The 17,408-nt window shown below is 59.2% G+C and carries 20 protein-coding genes; 8 read left to right on the top strand and 12 right to left on the bottom strand.

Annotation, left to right across the window (positions count from 1 at the left end):
* Positions 1–96 precede the first annotated feature (96 nt).
* The 3 genes from ACM110_RS17185 to ACM110_RS17175 all read left to right on the top strand — a co-directional run bounded on the left by ACM110_RS17185 (position 97) and on the right by ACM110_RS17175 (position 1,903).
* The gene (locus ACM110_RS17185; protein WP_007954349.1) at positions 97–264 is read left to right on the top strand and encodes a rubredoxin; all 168 of its coding nucleotides are present in this window, start codon (positions 97–99) and stop codon (positions 262–264) included.
* A 20-nt stretch (positions 265–284) separates the two neighbouring features.
* A complete protein-coding gene (locus ACM110_RS17180; protein WP_416128713.1) occupies positions 285–1,433 on the top strand; it encodes an NAD(P)/FAD-dependent oxidoreductase in 1,149 nt (382 codons plus the stop codon).
* A gap of 194 nt (positions 1,434–1,627) precedes the next feature.
* On the top strand, positions 1,628–1,903 hold the full coding sequence (locus ACM110_RS17175) for an HU family DNA-binding protein (RefSeq protein ID WP_003213368.1): 276 nt from the start codon (positions 1,628–1,630) through the stop codon (positions 1,901–1,903).
* 121 nt (positions 1,904–2,024) lie between these two features.
* On the opposite strand, the gene ACM110_RS17170 is transcribed toward ACM110_RS17175, so the two are convergent.
* From ACM110_RS17170 to ACM110_RS17150, 5 genes are read right to left on the bottom strand one after another with little or no spacing between them, the layout of a single operon-like run.
* A complete protein-coding gene (locus tag ACM110_RS17170; RefSeq protein WP_416128712.1) occupies positions 2,025–2,660 on the bottom strand; it encodes an SCO family protein in 636 nt (211 codons plus the stop codon).
* Positions 2,657–3,556 carry a heme o synthase gene (gene cyoE, locus ACM110_RS17165; RefSeq protein WP_416128711.1) on the bottom strand — a complete coding sequence of 300 codons (900 nt, stop codon included), beginning with the start codon at positions 3,554–3,556 and terminating at the stop codon, positions 2,657–2,659. Before cyoE ends, ACM110_RS17170 begins: the two co-directional genes overlap by 4 nt.
* Positions 3,544–4,617 (bottom strand): COX15/CtaA family protein, encoded by a 1,074-nt coding sequence (locus ACM110_RS17160; RefSeq protein ID WP_416128710.1) that lies wholly within the window; start codon positions 4,615–4,617, stop codon positions 3,544–3,546. Before ACM110_RS17160 ends, cyoE begins: the two co-directional genes overlap by 13 nt.
* Positions 4,618–4,627: 10 nt before the next feature.
* The gene (locus ACM110_RS17155) at positions 4,628–5,221 is read right to left on the bottom strand and encodes a hypothetical protein (protein WP_338584040.1); all 594 of its coding nucleotides are present in this window, start codon (positions 5,219–5,221) and stop codon (positions 4,628–4,630) included.
* The gene (locus ACM110_RS17150) at positions 5,187–5,927 is read right to left on the bottom strand and encodes an SURF1 family protein (RefSeq protein ID WP_416128709.1); all 741 of its coding nucleotides are present in this window, start codon (positions 5,925–5,927) and stop codon (positions 5,187–5,189) included. The genes ACM110_RS17155 and ACM110_RS17150 overlap by 35 nt, the downstream gene beginning before the upstream one ends.
* 70 nt (positions 5,928–5,997) lie before the next feature.
* On the opposite strand from ACM110_RS17150, the gene ACM110_RS17145 reads away from it, so the two are divergent.
* Positions 5,998–6,201, top strand: coding sequence for a twin transmembrane helix small protein (locus ACM110_RS17145; RefSeq protein WP_008064738.1), 204 nt, complete (start codon positions 5,998–6,000; stop codon positions 6,199–6,201).
* 79 nt (positions 6,202–6,280) lie between these two features.
* On the opposite strand, the gene ACM110_RS17140 is transcribed toward ACM110_RS17145, so the two are convergent.
* The 4 genes from ACM110_RS17140 to coxB all read right to left on the bottom strand — a co-directional run bounded on the left by ACM110_RS17140 (position 6,281) and on the right by coxB (position 10,671).
* Positions 6,281–7,168 carry a cytochrome c oxidase subunit 3 gene (locus ACM110_RS17140; RefSeq protein WP_338584042.1) on the bottom strand — a complete coding sequence of 296 codons (888 nt, stop codon included), beginning with the start codon at positions 7,166–7,168 and terminating at the stop codon, positions 6,281–6,283.
* A 25-nt stretch (positions 7,169–7,193) separates the two neighbouring features.
* Positions 7,194–7,745, bottom strand: coding sequence for a cytochrome c oxidase assembly protein (locus tag ACM110_RS17135; protein WP_034149469.1), 552 nt, complete (start codon positions 7,743–7,745; stop codon positions 7,194–7,196).
* 129 nt (positions 7,746–7,874) lie between these two features.
* Positions 7,875–9,461, bottom strand: coding sequence for a cytochrome c oxidase subunit I (gene ctaD, locus ACM110_RS17130; protein WP_416128708.1), 1,587 nt, complete (start codon positions 9,459–9,461; stop codon positions 7,875–7,877).
* 82 nt (positions 9,462–9,543) lie between these two features.
* Entirely contained in the window at positions 9,544–10,671 is a 1,128-nt protein-coding gene (coxB, locus tag ACM110_RS17125; protein ID WP_416128707.1) for a cytochrome c oxidase subunit II, read from the bottom strand.
* A gap of 370 nt (positions 10,672–11,041) precedes the next feature.
* On the opposite strand from coxB, the gene ACM110_RS17120 reads away from it, so the two are divergent.
* Positions 11,042–11,692, top strand: coding sequence for a hypothetical protein (locus tag ACM110_RS17120; protein WP_416128706.1), 651 nt, complete (start codon positions 11,042–11,044; stop codon positions 11,690–11,692).
* A gap of 119 nt (positions 11,693–11,811) precedes the next feature.
* On the opposite strand, the gene ACM110_RS17115 is transcribed toward ACM110_RS17120, so the two are convergent.
* From ACM110_RS17115 to ACM110_RS17105, 3 genes are all read right to left on the bottom strand, one after another.
* The gene (locus ACM110_RS17115; RefSeq protein ID WP_416128705.1) at positions 11,812–13,338 is read right to left on the bottom strand and encodes a SulP family inorganic anion transporter; all 1,527 of its coding nucleotides are present in this window, start codon (positions 13,336–13,338) and stop codon (positions 11,812–11,814) included.
* A gap of 90 nt (positions 13,339–13,428) precedes the next feature.
* Positions 13,429–14,160 carry a carbonic anhydrase gene (locus tag ACM110_RS17110; protein WP_338584047.1) on the bottom strand — a complete coding sequence of 244 codons (732 nt, stop codon included), beginning with the start codon at positions 14,158–14,160 and terminating at the stop codon, positions 13,429–13,431.
* A 242-nt stretch (positions 14,161–14,402) separates the two neighbouring features.
* The gene (locus tag ACM110_RS17105) at positions 14,403–15,461 is read right to left on the bottom strand and encodes a PA0069 family radical SAM protein (RefSeq protein WP_416128704.1); all 1,059 of its coding nucleotides are present in this window, start codon (positions 15,459–15,461) and stop codon (positions 14,403–14,405) included.
* Positions 15,462–15,680: 219 nt separating this feature from the next.
* Here ACM110_RS17105 and ACM110_RS17100 point away from each other — a divergent pair, with 219 nt between their 5' ends.
* The 3 genes from ACM110_RS17100 to ACM110_RS17090 all read left to right on the top strand — a co-directional run bounded on the left by ACM110_RS17100 (position 15,681) and on the right by ACM110_RS17090 (position 17,373).
* Positions 15,681–15,983 (top strand): hypothetical protein, encoded by a 303-nt coding sequence (locus ACM110_RS17100; protein WP_416128703.1) that lies wholly within the window; start codon positions 15,681–15,683, stop codon positions 15,981–15,983.
* An 84-nt stretch (positions 15,984–16,067) separates the two neighbouring features.
* Positions 16,068–16,616, top strand: a complete 549-nt coding sequence (locus tag ACM110_RS17095) for a hypothetical protein (RefSeq protein ID WP_416128702.1) — start codon at positions 16,068–16,070, stop codon at positions 16,614–16,616.
* 109 nt (positions 16,617–16,725) lie between these two features.
* On the top strand, positions 16,726–17,373 hold the full coding sequence (locus ACM110_RS17090) for a tyrosine-protein phosphatase (RefSeq protein ID WP_416128701.1): 648 nt from the start codon (positions 16,726–16,728) through the stop codon (positions 17,371–17,373).
* The last annotated feature ends 35 nt before the right edge of the window (positions 17,374–17,408 follow it).

Here is a 17,408-nt window from a genome sequence, read left to right as displayed (position 1 = left end):
CGCGGCCCCATCAGTACAAAACGCGCTGAGCCGAACGGCAGCGCTGCAATCATCGATCGTCCGGCCGGCAAAAGCCTGAACTGAGGAAGTACCTGAATGAAAAAGTGGCAATGTGTGGTCTGCGGCCTGATCTATAACGAAGCCGACGGCTGGCCGGATGACGGCATTGCGCCGGGCACCCTGTGGCAAGACGTGCCGGAAGACTGGCTGTGCCCGGATTGCGGCGTCGGCAAGATGGATTTCGAAATGATCGAAATCAACTAAGACATTAAGAGGAGTAAGGAATGAACGCACCTGTCGTGATCGTCGGCACCGGCCTGGCTGGCTACAACCTGGCCCGGGAGTTTCGCAAACTCGATAGCGAAACCCCGCTGCTGCTGATTACCGCCGATGACGGGCGCTCCTACTCCAAGCCGATGCTCTCCACCGGGTTCGGCAAAAACAAGGACGCCGACGGCCTGAGCATGGCCGAACCCGGCGCCATGGCCGAGCAGTTGAAGGCCGAAGTGCGTACTCACACGCGCATCAGCGGCATCGACCCTGGCCACAAACGCCTGTGGATCGGCGAGGAAGCGGTGACCTACCGTGACCTGATCCTGGCCTGGGGCGCCGAAACCGTGCGTGTGCCCATCGAAGGCGATGCGGCGGATTGCGTGTTCCCGATCAATGACCTGGAAGACTACGCACGTTTTCGCGCGGCGGCGGCTGGCAAGCGTCGGGTGTTACTGCTCGGCGCCGGCCTGATCGGCTGCGAGTTCGCCAACGACTTGAGCCTCGGCGGCTATGAGGTGCAACTGGTTGCCCCGTGCGAACAGGTCATGCCGACGCTGTTGCACCCGGCGGCTGCCGCGGCGGTCCAGGCCGGGCTGGAAAGCCTTGGTGCGCGCTTCCATCTCGGGCCGGTGCTCACTCGCCTGCAACGCGTCGGCGAGGGTCTGGAAGCGCATCTGTCCGATGGTCAGGTCATCCCGTGCGACGTGGTGGTCTCGGCCATTGGCTTGCGTCCGCGCATCGACATGGCCGCTGCGGCCGGTTTGCAGGTCAATCGTGGTGTGATGGTCGACCGTCACCTGAAAACGTCTCACGCCAATATCTATGCGCTGGGCGACTGTGCCGAGGTCGATGGGCTGAATCTGTTGTACGTGATGCCCCTCATGAGTTGTGCGAGAGCGCTGGCCCAGACCCTCGCCGGCAATCCGACGGCGGTCAGCTACGGCCCGATGCCCATTACCGTGAAAACCCCGGTGTGTCCATTGGTAGTATCCCCGCCGCCACGGGGTTTGGAGGGTGTCTGGACGGTTGAAGGGCAGGGCGCCGACATCAAGGTTTTATGCCGCGATGCCTCAGGCAAACTGCTGGGTTATGCCCTGACAGGCACGGCCGTCATGGAGAAACTGGCCCTGAACAAAGAGCTTCCGGCGCTGCTGGCGTAAATAGCGGTCGTTCTGTCGGAATCACCCCCATTTTGCCCATACATTGGCCGCGTCGACACTGGCGCGGCTGGGCGCTGCGTGCCATCCTCACTCCCGTCTGCCGCAGAGTAGAGCATCTGCGGCGCTTTGGGCGCTGCTCCGCAGAGAGCAGCACGGACATAACAAAAACAAACCGTCAAAGGGGCTTCACTAATATGCGTAAACCAGAACTCGCCGCAGCCATTGCTGAAAAAGCAGACCTCACCAAAGAGCAGGCCAACCGCGTCCTCAACGCCGTTCTCGAAGAGATCACCGGCGCCCTGCACCGCAAAGACAGCGTGACGCTGGTAGGTTTCGGCACCTTCCTGCAACGCCACCGCGGCGCCCGCACCGGCAAAAACCCGCAAACCGGTGAGCCAGTCAAAATCAAGGCCAGCAACACCGTCGCCTTCAAGCCAGGCAAATCCTTGAAAGACAGCGTTAATCCGTAATCGCGGTGATCTCCTTCCCGAATAGGGAGGACCGCAATAAAAAAATGGGCATACCGATTAAATCGGATGCCCATTTTTTATGCCTGAAAAAACTGTGCTCCCACTGGGTTTAGTGGTGCTGTTACTTGCGGTTCAGCATCACCGGCAACTGCGCCACCAGCTTCACATTGTTCAACGGTGCCCGAATAAACCCGCGCTGGGTCCCGTCCGGCCCGATCACCGCGAGGTTGCCGCTGTGGTCGACGGTGTAATTCGGTTTGCTGGTATCCGCCGGGATGAACGGAATGCTCACCGCATTGGCGACTTTTTGCAGTTCTTCCACCGATTTGGGCGTGAGGCCGATGAACTGGGGATCGAAGTAACCCAGATACTGCTTGAGCTGTTTCGGCGTGTCGCGGTTCGGGTCGACGCTGACCAGCACGATCTGCAACTTGTCCACCGCTTCGGGCGGCAGCTCGCTCTTGATCTGCCGCAGCTGGGCGAGGGTGGTCGGGCAGATGTCCGGGCAGAAGGTGTAGCCGAAGAACAGCAGCGACCATTTGCCTTTGAGTTCGTTGACCGCCACCGGTTTGCCGTCCTGATCGGTCATCGTCACATCCGGCAGGTTGCGGCTTTGCGGCAGCAGGATGATGCCGGCGTCGATCAATGCCGTCGGGTCGCCCTGGCCTTTTCCGGACAGCACTTTATTGATGGTCAGGCCCAGGACCAGCGCGATCAGGGCGACAAGGATGAAGACGGTTTTCTGGGTTCGAGTCATAGGTTCAACAATAAGTAGTGGTCTACGAGCAGCGCGATAAACAGCAGGAACAGGTAGTAGATAGAGTACTTGAACGTGTTGATCGCCGCGTGCGGCCGAGTGCCACGGTACAGCACCACGGCCCATTGCAGGAACCTCGCGCCCAGGCCGATCGCGCAAATCAGGTAGAGCAGGCCGCTCATGTGAATCACGTACGGCATCAGGCTGACGGCCAGCAGGGCGAAGGTGTAAAGCAGGATGTGCACCTTGGTGTAATGCTCGCCGTGGGTCACCGGCAGCATCGGAATGTCAGCCTTGGCGTATTCCTCTTTGCGGTGGATGGCCAGCGCCCAGAAGTGTGGCGGGGTCCAGGCGAAGATGATCAGCACCAGCAGCAACGGTTCGGCGCTGATGTGGCCGGTGGCGGCGGTCCAGCCGAGCAGCGGTGGAGCGGCGCCCGCGAGGCCGCCGATGACAATATTCTGTGGCGTCGCGCGTTTGAGAAAACCGGTGTAGACAACCGCATAACCGAGCAAGGAGGCGAGGGTCAGCCACGCCGTCAGCGGATTGGTGAACGCCAGCAACAAGGCTTGGCCAAGCACCGCCAACGCCAGCGCAAACGTCAGGGCCGCCGCCGGAGACACCCGCCCTTCAGCCAGCGGTCGTTTGTGGGTGCGCGCCATGACCGCATCGATCCGCCGGTCCACCACGTGGTTGACCGCCGCCGCACCGCCCGCACACAAGGCGATCCCCAGATTGCCGAACACCAGCACGGTCCATGGCACCCCGGCGCGAGTGGCGAGGAACATCCCGACCAGTGAGGTGATGAGCATCAGCACCACCACTTTCGGTTTGGTCAGCTCCAGATAGTCACGCCAGATCGCCTGGCTATGACGTTCGCCGATCAGAATCGCCATGGCATCTCTCCTTTTATTGTTATGGGCCCGGCTGAATGTTTACGCGGGCTGAAGCGCCAGCGCGAAGGTTGCTTGACCCGAACCAGACTGGTTCGCGCGTGATAATTGACCAGCACCATCGTCAGTAGCAGCGCCGCACCGCCGGCGTTGTGCGCGACGGCTACCGGCAGCGGCAGATGGAACACCACGTTGCTGATGCCCAAGGTAATTTGCGCCGCGAGGGCGACCAACACCAACCCCGCCAGTCGCGTCATGCCGACTACTTTCAGTTGCCAGGCCAGGCCGAGTAGCACCAGCGTCACCAACAACGCGCCTATGCGGTGGGTCAGATGAATTGCCGTGCGCGCATCGCTGTCGAGTTGCCCGCCGAGGTAGTTCGGGCCGATGTGTTGGGTCAGGTGAAAGCCGTTGGCGAAGTCAGCCGGTGGCAACCATTGGCCATGGCAGGTCGGGAAGTCGATGCAGGCCACGGCGGCGTAATTGGAACTGACCCAGCCACCGAGGGCGATTTGCCCGATCACCAGCAGCAGCCCGGCCGTTGCCCAGTGCTGCAAACGCCGTGGCACGGTCAGTGCCGGGAGCACGCCGGACAGGCGCAAGGTCAGCAGAAACAACAGGCTCAACGTGGCAAAACCGCCGAGCAAATGCCCGGTCACCACTTGCGGCCAGAGCTTGAGCGTCACCGTCCACATGCCGAACGCCGCTTGCGCGAACACCACCGCCAACAGGAACAGCGGCAACTTCACCGGTTGCCCCGGATGCCGGCGATGCGTCCATGCGCGAGCGGCCAGGGCCACAATCAACAGCCCCAGCGTGCCGGCAAAGTAGCGGTGGATCATCTCGTTCCAGCCCTTGTGGGCTTCGACCGGCGTGTCCGGGAAATGCAATTCGGCATGGGCCAGTTGGGCTTCGCTTTTCGGCACGCTGATGAAGCCGTAGCAGCCGGGCCAGTCCGGGCAGCCGAGGCCGGCGTGGGTCAGGCGGGTATAGGCGCCGAGCAACACCACAATCAGTGCCAGCAAGGTGGCAAACAGCGCGAGGCGAAATCCAGGTTTGGCCATGACGATGCCCTTATCCGATGTTGGACAGTTTCAGCAGGTGACGCAGGTCGTTCAGCAGATCCTTGCCCTTCACGGCGGGGTCGTAGCGCAACACCAGATTGCCGTGCGGGTCGATGATCCACAGTTGCGGCGCGGTCTTGTCGCCATTGGCCTTGCTGAAGGTGTTGAGGTCCAGCGGATAGCGTTGCAGCTGCGGGTATTCGCGGGTCAGCTTGGCCTCGTAATCGGTTGCCAACGGCTGCGCAACGGCGATCGCGTGGCTGGCGCGCCCGGCGTCGCGGCCCAGGCCGATCTGAACCTGCCGCGCCAGATACACCAGTTGCTGGCAATCGACGGCGCAATCCTTGGGCGCGGTCACCAGCAACTGCCAGCGGTCTTCCTGTGCCTGCACGCCTAGGTCGGCACGGGTCTGGCCGTTGCCGATCAGTTCGCCGTGATAGCTGCGGCCTTCCGGCACCCAGAATTGCAATTTGTACATGCCGGTGGCGAGGACCATCGGCCCGATGACCCCGAGCAGAATCAACAGCAACTGCAAACGTCCTTTGCGCCGGTTCACCGACGGTTTTGCCTCAGACATGCTGGGTGGATTCATGGCCGCTCCCATGGTGTTTCTCCTTTGCGTTGTGCCAGCCGAGGTAGAGATAAAGACCGAACAGAGCGATCGACATGGCGAACCACTGCACGGCATAAGCGATGTGTTTTTCCGGGCCCATGGCAACGACCGGCCAATCGGCCTGGTAAGTCGCCGGCCCAATTTCTGCGCGTAATTCGTAGGCGAAACCTTCGCGGCCAAGTGACGTCCAGAGTTTCGCCGGGTCAACCGCCGTGACCAGTTGCGGCCAGGTCGCGCTGTCGGGATCGGCGTGCAACTGGAAGGTCGCGCCGGGAGAAACGTAGACCCAGGCGTCGAGACTCAGGGCCTGAGTCGGGGTGGTGAATTGCGGCGGTGTACGCCGGTCCGGCCACGGCAGCCAGCCACGATTGACCAGCAGCCAGAGCCCGGTCGCCTGATCGTGGAAGGGTTGCAGCAACTCGACGCCAACCTTGCCATTACGCTGGCGGTTATCCAGCAACAGGCTGTGGGCGGCATCGAACTGACCGTGCAGGCGAACGCGGCGGAAGGCTGGATCGGCGCTGTGTTGCAGCTCGGTGCTGGCCATTGGTTCGGCAGCCCGGCGCTCGGTGTAGGTTTGCAGCAGCGCGCTTTTTTCCGCGCCCCGGCTCAATTGCCAGAACCCGAGCGACACCAGCAGCGGCAGCAACAGGGCGACCACCAGTGTCGGCACGATGCCCGGCCGGAAACGCTTCATGGCATCGCCAGAAAGTCAGTCGGTGCGATAGCTATACTCAAGTGCATCGCTAGTCCCCCGGAGTCTCACCATGCTCAAAGCAGCCATCGTCCTGATGCTGATTGCCACGGTTGTCAGCCTGTTCAGCGGCCTGTTTTTTCTGGTCAAGGACGACAGCAGCTCGAACCGCCTCGTCATTGCCTTGAGTGTTCGTGTAGCGCTGGCCGCCATTACCGTCGGGTTGATCGCCTGGGGTTTTTTCAGCGGCCAGTTGGTATCTCACGCCCCTTGGTAGCTGTAGGAGCGAGCTTGCTCGCGAAGGTGTATCAGTCGAAATCAACGTGTCTGACACACCATCGCGAGCAAGCTCGCTCCTACAGTACGTAAACAAATACGAACAGCCCGATCCACACCACGTCCACGAAGTGCCAGTACCAACTCGCTGCCTCGAAGCCGAACTGATGCTCGTTGTCGAAGTGCCCGCGCATGATCCGCATCAGCATCACGAACAGGATGATAGTGCCGATGGTCACGTGCGCGCCGTGGAACCCGGTGAGCATGAAGAACGTGGCGCCATAGATGCCCGAGCCCAGGGTCAGGCCCAGTTCGTGGTAAGCGTGCATGTACTCTTCGGCCTGAAAACCGAGGAACGCGCAGCCCAGCAACACGGTGATCGCCAGCCAAATCTTGAGGGCGCCGCGATGACCCTTTTTCAAGGCGTGGTGGGCGATGGTCACGGTGACGCTGGAACTGACCAGCAACACGGTGTTGAGCAGCGGCAGGCCCCAAGGGCTGATGACTTCCTTGGGCGGCGGAAAGAGTTTGGAGTCCGGGTTGTTCAGCAGCGGCCAGGTGAACTCGAAGTTCGGCCACAGCATGTGGGCGATGCCTTTGGCGCCTTCGCCACCGAGCGCCGGCCCGGAAACGTGGCGCACATAAAACAGCGCACCGAAGAAGGCGATGAAGAACATCACCTCCGAGAAGATGAACCAGCTCATACCCCAGCGGAACGAGCGGTCCATTTGCGCGCTGTACAAACCGCCGCGACTTTCCTTGATCACCGTGCCGAACCAGCCGAACAGCATGTAGGCCAGCAGCAGGCCACCGACGAAAAAGATCAGCGGGCCGTGAGATTCAGGCCGCGCCGCTTTCAGGTCGTTGAACCAGGTGGCCAGGCCGAATACGGTGACGAACATCCCGACCGTGGCGATGATCGGCCATTTGCTCTGGGCCGGAACGTAATAATGTTCATGAGTTGCCATTTATTGTTCTCCTTATCGGGCACGCTCAACCGCCAGTGTTTACTGCGACCGGTGGATGTCGGGCGGTGATATCGAACAGCGTGTAGGACAGCGTAAGGTGCTTCACATCCTTGGGCATGTCACGGTCAACGATGAAACGTACCGGCATCTCGATCCGTTGACCGGGCTGCAGCACTTGCTGGGTAAAGCAGAAACATTCGGTCTTGTGGAAATACGCCGCCGCCGCGCTGGGCGCGATGCTCGGTACGGCCTGGGCGCTCATCGGCTTATCGGTGGGGTTGTGCGCAATGAAGATCATCTCGTTCACCGCCCCGGGGTTGGCCGTCAGCTCATCGTGCTTGGGATAGAAATCCCACGACATGTCGGCGGAATTGGTCGACAGAAACTGCACGCGCACCTGCCGCGAGGTATCGACCGTTTGCTCGCCCTCGTACTGCCCGGCGGTCTTGCCGTTGATGCCGAATGCCTTGCACATCACGTCGTAGATCGGCACCAGCGCAAACCCGAACACAAACATCGCCACCACCACCAGCAACAGACGAGTGACCAGCTTCTTCATCGAAATCGAATCAGCCATGACCTATGCCCTCTACCGAGAACCCTGTGGGAGCTGGCTTGCCAGCGATGGCTGCATGCCTGACACACCGCGGTGATCCCATCGCTGGCAAGCCAGCTCCCACAGGAATTTCCACAAGGCAGAAATTGTTCATTTCACTTCCGGCGGTGTAGTAAACGTGTGATACGGCGCCGGTGACGGAATGCTCCACTCCAGGCCTTCCGCCCCGTCCCACGGTTTGGCCGGTGCAGGCGGGCCGCCGCGAATGGTCTTGATCACGATGAACAGGAAGAACAACTGCGTGGTGCCGAACATGAACGCGCCGATCGACGACACCATGTTGAAGTCGGCGAATTGCAGGTTGTAGTCCGGAATCCGCCGCGGCATGCCCGCCAGCCCCACGAAGTGCATCGGGAAGAAGGCCATGTTCATGCCGATGAACGACAGCCAGAAATGCAGCTTGCCGAGAGTTTCGTCGTACATGTGGCCGGTCCACTTCGGCATCCAGTAATAGGCCGAGGCGAAGATCCCGAAGATCGCACCCGGCACCAATACATAGTGGAAGTGCGCGACCACGAAGTAGGTGTCCTGGTACTGGAAGTCCGCCGGGGCGATGGCCAGCATCAAACCGGAGAAACCGCCGATGGAGAACAGGATCACGAACGCCACCGCGAACAACATCGGCGTCTCGAAGGTCAGCGAGCCCTGCCACATGGTGCTGGCCCAGTTGAACACTTTCACCCCGGTCGGCACCGCGATCAGCAGCGTGGCGTACATGAAGAACAACTCGCCCACCAGCGGAATGCCGACCACGAACATGTGGTGCGCCCAGACGATGAACGACAGGAACGCAATACTCGCCGTGGCGTAGACCATCGAGGTGTAGCCGAACAGCGGCTTGCGCGAGAAGGTCGGAATGATCGAGCTGACGGCACCGAAGGCCGGCAGGATCATGATGTACACCTCGGGGTGACCGAAGAACCAGAACACGTGCTGGAACAGCACCGGGTCACCGCCACCGGCGGCACTGAAGAAACTGGTGCCGAAGTGGATGTCCATCAGCATCATCGTCACGCAACCGGCCAGTACCGGCATCACCGCGATCAGCAGGAACGCGGTGATCAGCCAGGTCCAGACGAACAGCGGCATTTTCATCAGCGTCATGCCGGGAGCGCGCAGGTTGAGGATGGTGGCGATCACGTTGATCGCCCCCATGATCGAGCTGATCCCCATCAAGTGGATGGCGAAGATGAAGAACGTCACGCTTTCCGGTGCGTATGTCGTCGATAGCGGTGCGTAGAAGGTCCAGCCGAAGTTCGGCCCGCCACCGGGGGTGAACAGGGTCGACACCAGCAGGATGAATGCGGCCGGCAACAGCCAGAAGCTGAAGTTGTTCATCCGTGGCAACGCCATGTCCGGCGCGCCGATCATCAGCGGAATCATCCAGTTGGCGAGGCCGACGAAGGCCGGCATCACCGCACCGAAAACCATCACCAGACCGTGCATGGTGGTCATCTGGTTGAAGAATTCCGGCTGGACGATTTGCAGACCCGGCTGGAACAGCTCGGCGCGAATCACCATCGCGAACGAGCCGCCGAGCAGGAACATGGAAAACGCAAACCACAGGTACAGCGTGCCGATGTCCTTGTGGTTGGTGGTCAGCACCCAACGCATCAGGCCTTTGGCAGGGCCGTGGGCGTGGTCGGCATGACCGTGGTCATCGATTACGGCGCTCATGGCCTGTCTCCTGTAACCGGATGGGCTGGGCAGGCCGGGGCGCATTGCCCCGACCGGTTCCTGAGGTGAGCAATGGACCGGGTCATTTGCTTTCCGCCTGTTTCAGCTCCAGCACTTCTTTCGGCGTGACCATGTCGCCCTTGTTGTTGCCCCAGGCGTTACGTTCATAGGTCACGACCGCTGCGATATCGACTTCCGAGAGCTGCTTGCCGAACGCCGCCATGGCGGTGCCGGGCTTGCCGTGGAAGACAATGCTCAGGTGCGCGTCTTTTGGTCCGGTGGCGATTTTCGAGCCTTTGAGCGCCGGGAACATCGGCGGCAGACCCTGACCCTCAGCCTGGTGACAGGCCACGCAAGTGGTGTGATAGATCTTGTCGCCGCGCTCCTTGAGCTCGTCGAGGGTCCATTCCTTGCTGGTCAGTTCCTTGAGTTGCGCCGCTTCAGCCTTGCGCTCGCCCAGCCATTTTTCGTAGTCGGCCTTTTCCTTGACCTCGACCACGATCGGCATGAACCCGTGGTCCTTGCCGCACAGTTCGGCGCACTGGCCACGGTAGATGCCGGGTTTTTCGATGCGCGTCCAGGCTTCGTTGACGAACCCCGGGATCGCATCGCGCTTGACCGCGAAGGCCGGCACCCACCAGGAGTGGATCACGTCAGCGGAGGTCACAAGGAAACGTACCTTGGCGCCAATCGGCAGCACCAGCGGCTTGTCGACTTCGAGCAAGTAGTGCTCGCCCTTGGCTTCCTTGTTGTGGATCTGGTCGGCGGGGGTGGCCAGGTTGCTGAAGAACTCAACGTCCTGGCCCAGGTATTTGTAGTGCCATTTCCATTGATAGCCGGTGACCTGGATATCGATATCCGGCTCACTGGCGTCGTACATCTTGATCAGGGTCGCCGTCGCGGGAACCGCCATGGCCACCAGAATGATGAAGGGCACGATGGTCCAGAGAATTTCGACGGTGGTGCTTTCATGGAATTTGGCGGCCACCTGCCCGGTCGAGCGGCGATGCAGGATCATCGACCAGAACATGGCGCCAAAAACGATGATGCCGATCACTACACAGATCCAGAAAATGGTCATGTGCAGGTCAAAAACAGCGTGACTGATTTCAGTCGCTCCAGGCGCCATATTCACAGTCCAGGCCGCTTGCGCCTGACTGAAAATCGACCACAACAGGAGGCCCATCCAGACATGTGGATGTCGCATCATTGCGGGTTCCCCTTATCGTTCTTGTTATCCCGCCGGCTTTCACCTGCGGCAAGGGAGCGGCTGCATCAGACTACGAACTTGAGCACCGGGCCTTGCTGCATATGCAGTCGGGCGTCATCAGCTAACTCCATTCATGAGCGAGTATAGACAGCGACTCCCACCTCGCAATGTGAAGGCGTAAATCATCTGAAACAGCATTAACTTGCGTTGCAGGGCACGAATGGAGAAGGATGCAGACGAGTGGTGGCAAACCGATATAACGGGGGCGTCTCAAGGATGAAACATTTATGACAAATGCGTCTTAGCATTTATCGTAAGCCAGCTAAGTTATGTCTTCCCTATTTCATTGCCTTTGTTTCCTGGAGTTTTCATGAACACCGCCGCATTGCGCGAGCAGATCCAAAAAGCCCAACAACACGAAGCCGAAACCGGACTGCTGACTCGTCAGCTGGAAAGCAAACTGCCTCATTTACACCCGGCGATCCAATTACCGGAAAACGACGCCAATGGTGTGCTGACGCGTTTTGTCGCTGCTTACATTGATGAAGTTCCTGATCTGCTGGATGCAGCCAATGAAGTTGCCAGGGAAGCGGGTATCGAGTCACAGATCAAACCGGTGCTGAAAATCGCTGAACAGTACTTCCTCCAGCCGCCCGCCATCATGGCCGGGCACGTCGGGCTCGACAGCCTGCTGGACGAAGCCTATCTGGCGCACCGTTTTGTCGAAGAGGTCAACGACCTGTACATCAAGCATTTCGGCCAGCCACTGATCCCCTTGGACATGACTGTCGCCAACCTGATTGCTCACCAGTTGATCGGTGAGGAATTTGCCAACCAACTCGATGAGGTCGTGCATCACGCCTTCGACGAAATGTTGAGCGAGGAGAGTTTCGCGCTGGAGTCGGTGGAAGCCTACCGCGAGAAACTCAGCAGCCCGGACACCGGCGCCGCGTGGAAACGCTGGCCGTGCATGTCGCGCCGTTTGGGCGTGGGTCTGGAGCTGGATCAGACAGTCGCCTGAATTTCAGGCGACATTGTTCCCTGTGGGAGCGAGCTTGCTCGCGATAGCGCCCTGACATTCAACATCAATGTTGACTGAACCACCGCAATCGCGAGCAAGCTCGCTCCCACAAGGGATCTTCAGCCAGCCGCACCTATACCGGTATTAGTCCGTACCCGCCCTTCAAGCCTGCGCTTCAAACCCCGCGACTCAATCAACAACTTCGAGCCCTTGGCCGCATTCGCCCGACCCCATTCCTCCAGTAACTCCAGACACGAGTGATCGATGTAACTCAGGTTATTGAGCGGCACATGCACCGTCGTGCCCGGCGCAATGCTGCCCAGTACTTTGGTCAACGCCGGCACTTTGAGAAACGTCGCCGCGCCCACCAGACGCAACTCCATCTCGCCGTCCCGGGGCAGATCGATCAGGCTGATTTTCAACCGTGAGGCCTTCAGCGCCAGTTTCACCAGGGTCAGGCCGAAACCGATCAGCACGCCGGTCAACAAGTCAGTGAAGATGATCGCCAAGGCCGTCGCGGCGTAGGTGAACATCGGCATCCGGCCATAGCGACCCAAACCGCGAAAGGCCTTGAGGTCGACCAATTTGAAACCCGTGTAAACCAGTACACCGGCCAGGCTCGCCACCGGAATGCTTTGCAGCACACTCGACAGCAACAAAACGAACGCCAATAGCCAGAGGCCATGGAAAATCGTCGAGTAGCGGGTGGTGGCACCGGCCTGGACGTTGGCCGAACTGCGTACGATCACCCCGGTCATCGGCAACGCGCCGAGCAAGCCGCAGAGCATGTTGCCCACGCCTTGGGCTGACAGTTCGCGATCAAAGTCAGAACGTTGGCCGCTGTGCATGCGGTCCACGGCCGCGGCGGACAGCAAGGTTTCGGCGCTGGCGATGAACGCCACCGCGAATGCAGCGATCAGCAGGCTCGGGTCGGCGAGGTTGAGCAGGTCCGCCGGGCGCAGCCAGTCAATCGCCTCCGCCAGGTTCGCCGGAACCTCAACACGTTTGACGGGCAATGCCAGCACCAGACTGGCGATTGTCGCCAGACCCACCCCGAGCAACGCTCCGGGAACGAAGCGCAATGAATGCGGGCGGAATTTTTCCCACAGCCACATCACGGCGATGGTCGAGAGACCGAGCAGGCCGGCCTGCCAGCCGAACGATGGCAATGCCTGGGCCACCGCACCGGGAAACGCCGTGAGGTTATCTAGGCCGGACGGTTTCGGCGCTGCGTCGAGCATCACATGCACCTGCGAAAGTACGATCAGCACGCCAATCCCGGCGAGCATGCCGTACACCACCGCTGGCGCCGTGACCCGAAACCAGCAACCGAGCTTCAAGCGCCCGGCCACCAGTTGCAGAAAACCCGCCAGCAAAAGGATCGGCCCGAGCATGGCCACGCCGTGCTGGCGCACCAGTTCGAACACCAGAACCGCCAGACCCGCCGCGGGCCCGCTGACTTGCAGCGGAGAACCCGCCAACCAGCCCACGACCAAACCCCCGACGATCCCGGTGATCAGGCCTTTGGCTGGCGGTAGTCCTGAGGCGATGGCAATGCCCATGCACAGGGGCAGGGCGACCAGAAACACCACCACCGAAGCCAACAGCTCCCGTGGCAGAACAGCTTTGAGTTGCGCAGCACGCATGATGATTCTCCCGAAGTTTTCTTCAGGCATGGCAAAGCCGGACTGTCTGTTCGGCAGCCACGGCTTATCCACACAAATGTTTAGGAGGTTTTAGAAGCGCGCTTTGGGCGTCGCCACCGGAATGGGCAGGCTGCCATTAAGTGGCAGGAAACAACCCTGGTCGGCGTCGTAGGCTTTTATTTCACTGGTCTCGATGTCGTAGACCCAGCCATGGATGAACAGATGACCGTTCGCCATGCGCGAGGCTACCGAGGGATGGGTGCGCAAGTGCTGCAATTGAGCGATGACATTCTCCTCAGTGAGGATATGCATGGTCTCGTTTTCATCGGCGCAATTGCAGTTGTCGTGCACCATGGTTTTGGCGACTTCCGCATGCCGTAGCCAGGCTTTGACCGTGGGCATTTTTTCCAGGCTGTCGGGGTTGAGCACCGCCCGCATCGCGCCGCAATCGGAATGACCGCAGATGATGATGTGCTGCACACCCAGCGCTAGCACCGCATACTCGATGGCGGTGGAAACGCCACCATTCATCTGCCCGTAAGGCGGTACGACGTTGCCGACATTGCGGGTCACGAACAGGTCGCCAGGCGAGCTGTGGGTGATCAGTTCAGGCACGATGCGCGAATCGGCGCAGGTAATGAACATCGCCCTTGGCTGTTGCGCCGTGGCGAGTTTTTTGAAGAGTTCTTCCTGCTGCGGAAAGATCTCATGATGAAAATGCAAGAAGCCGTCAACGATATGCTTCAACGCTGCATCGGCGGTTTCCGCCTCGGGTTGGGCAGAAGCCGACGCAGCCAACGGCTGTTTATCCTTGTCACTCATGATTCATCCTCTTTGGCGGGCTCAGGGTGTTATCCCGTATGTCCGGTGTGAAGCCAGTGGCTGGTTAAAAAACATCCAGGCCGGAAAGCTCGACCCGTCAGTCACTCGATGAACAAGGTAGCGGCCGAATCTTAACTCAAACTGAATAAAACGCTCTAGGACGTGTGTTCCAGGTCACAAAAAACGTGACCAGCCTAATCCTTGAGCGCGTTCTCCAGTACTCAACCATAGGCCAATTGTCCTCAAATCAACGACATTTGGCGACCCGGCGGACAGAAGGCTTCGCAGTCCAGGTTAAAACCTTCCCGACGATTGAGCCCCAGCCGCTTGATGGCCTTGGCAAAGCGCTGTGCCAGCAGGTCGGCAAACGGTCCTTCGCCGCGCATCCGTGCGCCAAAGCGACTGTCGTAGAGTTCGCCGCCACGGCTCTGGCGAATCAGGCTCAGGACATGCGCCGCCCGTTGCGGATAGTGGGCGGCCAGCCATTCTTCGAACAGCGGCGCCACTTCCAGCGGCAGGCGCAACATCATGTAGGCAGCGCTTTGCGCTCCGGCCGCCTGGGCTTCGGTCAGCAGGCTTTCGAGTTCGCTATCGTTGATCATGGGAATCATCGGCGAGCACAGCACCCCCACCGGAATGCCGGCCTCGCGCATGACCCTGATCGCCCGCAACCGGGCCTTGGGCGCGGCGGCGCGCGGTTCGAGGATGCGTTTGAGCTCGTCGTCCAGGGTGGTCAGGCTGATCATTACCGCCACCAGCCTTTGTTCGGCGAGCTCCGCCAACAGGTCGAGATCACGAAGGATCAGCGATCCTTTGGTGACAATGGTCACCGGATGTCTGTAGCGCAACAGCACTTCGAGGGTTTGCCGGGTGATCTTGTATTCGCGCTCGATCGGCTGATACGGATCGGTGTTGGAACCGAGGTTGATCGGTGCACATTGATAGCCACGTTTGGACAGCTGCTGCTCCAGCACATCCACAGCGTTGGTTTTGGCGATCAGCTTGGTCTCGAAATCCAGTCCCGGCGACATGTCCCAGTAAGCGTGGCTTGGTCGCGCGTAGCAATAAATGCATCCGTGCTCGCAACCGCGATAGGGATTGATCGAACGATCGAAGGGCAGGTCCGGCGAGTTGTTTTTGGTGATGATGGTTTTCGCCGTCTCGATGCGCACTTCGGTGCCTTGAGTCACCGGCGCTTCCTGATACCAGCCGTCGTCCTCGGCCACCGAGCGGCTCGGAGCAAAGCGATTGTGCGGGTTGGCGGCAGTGCCGCGACCGCGGGGAGGCAGAGGAGTGGCCATCGATGGAGTCCTTGATCTGTATATTCATACAGTAGTCGAGGTTGCGCGTGTTGGCCAGTACCGTTCAGCCGTTGATTGGCTGGCAGATCTTCCAGACCGCACTTCCATGCTAACTAGTAAATTGACGAAACATATAGGTCATGGCTGGATTAAAAGTTAGCTCGTATATTCGGGTCTTCAAGTAACCCCACTACAGCAAACAAATAAAAGGATTTATTTATGTCGTTCTTTAATTCACGCGGTATTTTTCTTCAACTTATGCAGCCGGGCCCATCGGAACCTAATACCGTTGTTTCGCTGCAACTTGCTCGCAAGGAGCAAAGCTGGGATGCGCAGAATGAGCAACAAATCGAAGCTCTGGTTGATTCGGTTTTTTTCACGGCTACCTCCACAGACCTTGGCAACTCTTTCAGTATCCGCACCGTTGACAAGGATGTAGACGGGGACCGGGTCATTGATGCCGATGACAAAGCCAAGTTACAGGCATTGGCCAAGGCGTACGCCAGTATCGTCAATCCCTGATCCCTGCCTTTCAGATCACTGGAAAGCAACATTGTTGGATGCATGCGGACTTCGCGTGCATTCAACTCAGCCACGAGGATAAAAATGTCCACTCCCATAAAAGCTGGTGTTTATCTACGACAAATAGAGACATCCGAAAATGTGCAGGTAGTTGTCAAACTCATAAGGACAGGTGAGTATCCTGATAAAACAATGGATCAGTTCGCTGCTGTTCTTGCGAATGCCCCCACCGTGACACTTCATATAGAAGACTATGGCAAGACTACAAAGCTCGATTTTGACCCATGGTCAGATATCAATGTCACTCCAGACAATAGCACCGACGAAAAGGACATTGCCGCCCTCACACAACTTGCGCTCGCCTTTTATGATCAACTGGTAATTGCTTCAGACGGAATAGTGTACCTCTATCGTCTTCCCGCTGAACCACCCGAGTTTCGAGTAGCTGTTGAGGAGTTCGACATTGATGAGGATGATCTCCAACTGTATAGCCAGCGCGTGTACGAGACCAAAGCTGCGGATTCCGGCTCGCCATTTGAAGTTAAAGGGCGCAACCCTTTAACTGGACAGTTGTTTGACTATGGGACCGCACTGAACGGGTTGCTCCAGGCCTTCATCAAACTGAAACTATGAACTGGGCCATGGCTTCACGATTCTTTGACAGCCAACTCACAGCCCTTTGACCGCTCAAGGGGGATGCTCACCGGTAACTTCCCGTCCCTTCCTGAACGGTCACCCGAGCATGTCCCTACTGCGTTTTTTTCCAGCGATGTACCTGTCGCTGGTCGCACTGTTCAACCTTGCGCCTGCACTGGCTGACGACGGCACTTCGCCCCGCCCGGCAGAATGGGCACAATCGGTCGAGGTGCAATACAACCTCTATCAAATGTCCCCGACGCTTTATCGAAGCGGGATGCCGGACCAGGGAGCGGTGCCTTTACTGAAACGACTCAAGGTTGGGACCGTCATCACGTTTCTGCCCGAATCGGATTCGCGCTGGCTGACTACGGCTGATATCACCCAAGTACAACTGCCCTATCGCACCAACCACGTCGATGACGCAGACATACTCAAGGCCTTGCGCACCATTCAAACCGCTGAAGCCAATGGTCCGGTGTTGTTGCACTGCAAGCACGGTTCTGACCGGACCGGTCTGATCGCGGCGATGTACCGGGTGGTGGTGCAAGGTTGGAGCAAGGAGGACGCGCTGAGCGAAATGACCCAGGGTGGCTTTGGTGACAGCACCCATTTCAAGGACGGGGTTCGTTACATGATGCAGGCGGATGTCGACAAGTTGCGCACGGCGTTGGCCAACGGCGATTGCAGCACCAGTCCATTTGCAGCGTGTTCAATGAAAAACTGGTTCCAGTCGGCGCATCTTCAGCAATAACGCCTTCCCCTGCATTGCGCAGTGGAAGGCGTTTT

The sequence above is a fragment of the Pseudomonas sp. NFX98 genome (genome assembly GCF_047784845.1).
Lineage (GTDB): Bacteria > Pseudomonadota > Gammaproteobacteria > Pseudomonadales > Pseudomonadaceae > Aquipseudomonas.
Note: the sequence above shows the minus strand (reverse complement) of the source record. Positions and strands in the feature narration are given on the sequence as shown.

Coding starts and splice junctions, on each gene's coding strand:
- ctaD (WP_416128708.1), bottom strand. CDS start 9,461: ATGAGCGCCGTAATCGATGACCACGGTCATGCCGACCACGCCCACGGC.
- ACM110_RS17160 (WP_416128710.1), bottom strand. CDS start 4,617: ATGGCCAAACCTGGATTTCGCCTCGCGCTGTTTGCCACCTTGCTGGCA.
- ACM110_RS17090 (WP_416128701.1), top strand. CDS start 16,726: ATGTCCCTACTGCGTTTTTTTCCAGCGATGTACCTGTCGCTGGTCGCA.
- ACM110_RS17170 (WP_416128712.1), bottom strand. CDS start 2,660: ATGACTCGAACCCAGAAAACCGTCTTCATCCTTGTCGCCCTGATCGCG.
- cyoE (WP_416128711.1), bottom strand. CDS start 3,556: ATGGCGATTCTGATCGGCGAACGTCATAGCCAGGCGATCTGGCGTGAC.
- ACM110_RS17120 (WP_416128706.1), top strand. CDS start 11,042: ATGAACACCGCCGCATTGCGCGAGCAGATCCAAAAAGCCCAACAACAC.
- ACM110_RS17155 (WP_338584040.1), bottom strand. CDS start 5,221: ATGGGAGCGGCCATGAATCCACCCAGCATGTCTGAGGCAAAACCGTCG.
- ACM110_RS17100 (WP_416128703.1), top strand. CDS start 15,681: ATGTCGTTCTTTAATTCACGCGGTATTTTTCTTCAACTTATGCAGCCG.
- coxB (WP_416128707.1), bottom strand. CDS start 10,671: ATGATGCGACATCCACATGTCTGGATGGGCCTCCTGTTGTGGTCGATT.
- ACM110_RS17140 (WP_338584042.1), bottom strand. CDS start 7,168: ATGGCAACTCATGAACATTATTACGTTCCGGCCCAGAGCAAATGGCCG.
- ACM110_RS17135 (WP_034149469.1), bottom strand. CDS start 7,745: ATGGCTGATTCGATTTCGATGAAGAAGCTGGTCACTCGTCTGTTGCTG.
- ACM110_RS17115 (WP_416128705.1), bottom strand. CDS start 13,338: ATGCGTGCTGCGCAACTCAAAGCTGTTCTGCCACGGGAGCTGTTGGCT.
- ACM110_RS17145 (WP_008064738.1), top strand. CDS start 5,998: ATGCTCAAAGCAGCCATCGTCCTGATGCTGATTGCCACGGTTGTCAGC.
- ACM110_RS17180 (WP_416128713.1), top strand. CDS start 285: ATGAACGCACCTGTCGTGATCGTCGGCACCGGCCTGGCTGGCTACAAC.
- ACM110_RS17105 (WP_416128704.1), bottom strand. CDS start 15,461: ATGGCCACTCCTCTGCCTCCCCGCGGTCGCGGCACTGCCGCCAACCCG.
- ACM110_RS17110 (WP_338584047.1), bottom strand. CDS start 14,160: ATGAGTGACAAGGATAAACAGCCGTTGGCTGCGTCGGCTTCTGCCCAA.
- ACM110_RS17150 (WP_416128709.1), bottom strand. CDS start 5,927: ATGAAGCGTTTCCGGCCGGGCATCGTGCCGACACTGGTGGTCGCCCTG.
- ACM110_RS17185 (WP_007954349.1), top strand. CDS start 97: ATGAAAAAGTGGCAATGTGTGGTCTGCGGCCTGATCTATAACGAAGCC.
- ACM110_RS17095 (WP_416128702.1), top strand. CDS start 16,068: ATGTCCACTCCCATAAAAGCTGGTGTTTATCTACGACAAATAGAGACA.
- ACM110_RS17175 (WP_003213368.1), top strand. CDS start 1,628: ATGCGTAAACCAGAACTCGCCGCAGCCATTGCTGAAAAAGCAGACCTC.